The 3,608-nt window shown below is 54.9% G+C and carries 4 protein-coding genes; 1 reads left to right on the top strand and 3 read right to left on the bottom strand.

The features are described 5' to 3' along the window. From gatE to MVK46_RS01625, 3 genes are all read right to left on the bottom strand, one after another. The coding region (gene gatE / locus MVK46_RS01635) for a Glu-tRNA(Gln) amidotransferase subunit GatE (RefSeq protein ID WP_297534772.1) at positions 1 to 1,059 on the bottom strand (1,059 nt) is incomplete at its 3' end. A 5-nt stretch (positions 1,060 to 1,064) separates the two neighbouring features. After that, complete coding sequence (gatD, locus tag MVK46_RS01630) at positions 1,065 to 2,384, bottom strand: Glu-tRNA(Gln) amidotransferase subunit GatD (protein ID WP_297534771.1); 1,320 nt, start codon at positions 2,382 to 2,384, stop codon at positions 1,065 to 1,067. Between the two features lie 63 nt (positions 2,385 to 2,447). After that, positions 2,448 to 2,741, bottom strand: a complete 294-nt coding sequence (locus MVK46_RS01625; protein WP_297534769.1) for a transcriptional regulator — start codon at positions 2,739 to 2,741, stop codon at positions 2,448 to 2,450. Between the two features lie 45 nt (positions 2,742 to 2,786). On the opposite strand from MVK46_RS01625, the gene MVK46_RS01620 reads away from it, so the two are divergent. Then, positions 2,787 to 3,608, top strand: an 822-nt coding sequence (locus MVK46_RS01620; RefSeq protein ID WP_297534767.1) for a tRNA pseudouridine(54/55) synthase Pus10, incomplete at its 3' end; no start/stop codon positions are given.

The following is a 3,608-nucleotide window of genomic DNA, read 5'->3' as shown; positions in this document are numbered from 1 at the left end:
ATTCGGCAGTTCATCAATGTGGAAGATGCCCCTCACGTACTTCTTCGCTCTGTCGGCCATCTCCGTGCCGAGCCTCCTGCCGGGCTGAATTTCCCTGCCTAGCAAACCTCTGAACTTCGGCAGTTTGACGGCCAAAACCCTCCCGCCCTTTTTCAACGTCCTGGAGATTATCTTTGAGCCGGTGTTCTCAAAAACGTCGGTAACGTCGTAGAACTCCTCCCTGATGTCCTCGGGCTTAACGCCCCTCGCGCGGAGTTCATCCCTTATCTTGAGCAGGTTGAGCTGTCTCTCCACTTCCCTCTCGATGATGAGTGGAATCATGTCAAGCTCCTGAACGCCCTTAATCTCGACCCTCGCTCCGCCTCTAATCGAGACGTTCAAATCCTGCCTTATCGTCCCGAGACCGCGTTTAACCTTCCGAGTGGCCCTCAGGGCGTCGCCGATGTACTTCGCGACAACCTTCGCCTGCTCCGGGTGGTGTATGTCCGGGGTCGTGCTTATCTCAACGAGCGGAATGCCGAGGCGGTCAAGGCGGTAGATTACCTCCTTCTCCCTCCTCTCGACTATTCTGCAGGCATCTTCCTCGAGGCATATCGTCGGGATTCCAACGCTTCCCCAGGGCGTATCAACACGTCCGTTTATCGCTATTATGGCCGTCCTCTGGAAGCCTGAAACGTTGGAGCCGTCTATGACGATTTTTCTCATAAAGTGAACTTCATCAACGGGCTTGGCGTTGAGGAGGTATGCAATCTGGAGGGCAACCTCTAATGCTTCTCTATCGGGTCCCCTCGGCGGTTCTTCGTCCATGTAAACCAAATCGCTCAGCTCGTAGTTGCCCTCGTAGATGTACTTACGCCCCTTCTTGAACTCTTCAAGGGCGGCGGGGTCTACCTCGCCAAGCTCGCTCATCGTTGGCCTGAGGCGTCTTTCGAACGTGAAATCAACCCTCTCGGTCAGCTCACTCGGAACGGGCGAGAACAGCTTTTTGGTATCGAGTTGCCTGTGAAGTTCAATTCCAACTTTAAGGCCCAGCTCCTTGTAGTCGAACTTCTCGGTCATCTTCATCACCTCAGGAACGCGTCGTACCTAGTGTAAGGCGTAATCTCCCCGGCGTAGTTCGTCACCATCATCTTCCTTACCTCGCTCAGGTCGTTGGTGTGGCCGAGAACCCACATGAGCTTGACGTAGGCCGTCTCCGGGAGCATGTCCTCACAGGGTATCGCTCCAGCCTTGAGGAGCTTCCTGCCGTTGGAGTAGACGTTGAGGTTCACCCTACCGTAGAGGCACTGGCTCGTGACGCAGACTGCCACGCCTTCCTCGACCGCGCGCTGGACGTGGGGGATGAAATCCTGCGGAACGTGGCCGAGACCCGTTCCCTCTATCACAACACCCCTGTAGCCATTATCAACGAGGAAGTCGAGGAGCTCACCGCTGATTCCGGGGTAGATTTTCAGGATTGCAACCTTCTCCTCCATCCTGGTGTCGGCTATGACTTCTCCCTCGCTTCTCTTTCTGTAATCGTTCCTGAGGAACTCTATCTCACCTTTGGGCCATACCTTCGCTATCGGGACGTCGTTGATGCTCCTGAAGGCGTCCCTCCTGCTGGTGTGCATCTTCCTGACCTTGGTGCCCCTGTGAGCCAGGCAGTAGGTGTCGCTCGTCTCGCCGTGCATCACCACCATGACCTCGGCAACGTCGCTCGTCGCCATCTTAACTGCGCAGGTGAGGTTCATGGCAGAATCACTGCTCGGCCTGTCGGAGCTCCTCTGCGCGCCAACGAGGACGACGGGCTTTGTCAGATTCCTCAGCATGAAGCTCAGGGCCGAGGCCGTGTAGGCCATTGTATCAGTTCCGTGCGCTATCACGACGCCATCCTCACCGCCGTTGAGGGCTTTGGCTACCTCTTCAGCTATCTTTGCCCAGTAGGCCGGCTTCATGTCCTCACTCAGGATGTTCATAATGAGTTCCGGCGTAACGTTGGCCATCTCGAATATCTCGGGGACGGCCTTCGCAAGCTCCTCGGCGGTGAACGCTGGATGAACTGCCCCGGTCTTGTAGTCAATCCTGCTCGCTATCGTCCCTCCGGTTCCGAGAATTCTGACGTTGGGGAGGCCCTCCCTCTTAGGCAGGACTTCCCTGAACTCCATTTTTGGCCTCTCGACGGCCTTCTCAAGGATTTCAACGCTTTCAATCGCGTCGATTAGAACCCCGATGTTGTAGCCGTTGTCGAGCTTTATTGTCAGTGTTTCACCGGGCGAAAGCTCATAAGGAGGCATTACGAGGCCCTCAATTGTTAGAACCTCATCCCCCTCCCTTTTTGTTACCCTGACGAGGTCGCCAACCTCGAGGCCGTGCCTTTTCATGAACTCCTCAACCTTTCTCATAAGCATCCCCTCGCTCGCTTCAACCGGTGAGAATAGGGAGTTTGGCTTATAAGGGCTTTTGCCTCAACGCTCGGCAATCATAAACCTCGGCTCCTCAATCCACTCGCTCTTACAGCGCGGACACCGGGAGGGGATATTGATTTCTGGCCTGAAAACGAAGCCGCACTTCCTGCACTCGGCGGGTTTAACGAGCAGAACCTTTCCTTCGCGCCTTAGGGTTTTCTGAATCGCCTTGAGGTCCTCCAGAATGAGCTTTTTGCTCCCCTTCCCACGGATTCCGAGAACCTGGGCTAACTCGCTCACGGAGTAGTCCCTCTCCTCCAAAAGGCTTATTATCCGTTCCCTCCGAGTGGCCATCGGGAGAAACTTTGGTGGAGGAATAAAAAGCTTTAGGGTGGAACGATGATAGTCGAGAAGGCCGAGGCGGTTCTTGAGGAGCACAAACTCTGCGACCACTGCCTTGGCAGGCTCTTCGCAAAGCTCGGTAGGGGGACGAACGAGGAGCGGGGAAAAGCAATACGGTTCGTCCTGAACATGGAGCGCTCCGCGAGGGGCTTAGAACCGATAGCTGAGCCCGAGGAGTGCGAGCTCTGTCACAACGTCTTTGAGAGGATTCCCGAGCTCGTGGATGCGATGAAAAAAGCGAGTGAGGGAATCGAGTTCGAGACGTTTCTCGTCGGTTCCCGCTTCCCGGAGGAAATCAAGGAGAAAGAGAAAGCCATCTGGGAGGAGTTCGAGATTGACACCGCCGAGCCGATAAACCGGGAGTTCAACCGAGAGCTTGGAAAGGCCTTTGGAAAAGCAACGGGAAAGGACACCTCAAAGAACCCTGATGTTGTTTTCATAGTTGAACCGTTTTCGGACAGGATAGAGCTTCAAATAAACCCTGTTTACGTTTACGGGCGTTACAGGAAGCTTGTGCGCGGGATTCCCCAGACGCCCCTGCCTGAGTTTGAAGACAGCGTTGCCTCTATAATCTGCCGGGCCTTCTCAAGGGCTTTTGAAGGTAAATGCATCTTCAAAGGCGCAGGAAGGGAGGACGTTGACGTCAGAATGCTCGGCAACGGAAGACCCTTCATAGTTGAGATTAAGAGCCCGAAGAGGAGAAGGATTGACCTCGAGAAAATAGCGGAAGAGATAAACGCGAGCGGAAAGGTGGAGGTTCTTAATCTTCACTTCGTCTCGGCGAAGGAAGCCGAGGAGGTTCTAACGAAGAATCACCGG

The organism is Thermococcus sp. (assembly GCF_027066465.1).
Taxonomy (GTDB): domain Archaea; phylum Methanobacteriota_B; class Thermococci; order Thermococcales; family Thermococcaceae; genus Thermococcus.
Note: the sequence above shows the minus strand (reverse complement) of the source record. Positions and strands in the feature narration are given on the sequence as shown.

Bases quoted from the DNA above. Each gene is read 5' to 3' on its own strand.
- gatD (WP_297534771.1), bottom strand. From the start codon at position 2,384: ATGAGAAAGGTTGAGGAGTTCATGAAAAGGCACGGCCTCGAGGTTGGC.
- MVK46_RS01625 (WP_297534769.1), bottom strand. From the start codon at position 2,741: ATGGCCACTCGGAGGGAACGGATAATAAGCCTTTTGGAGGAGAGGGAC.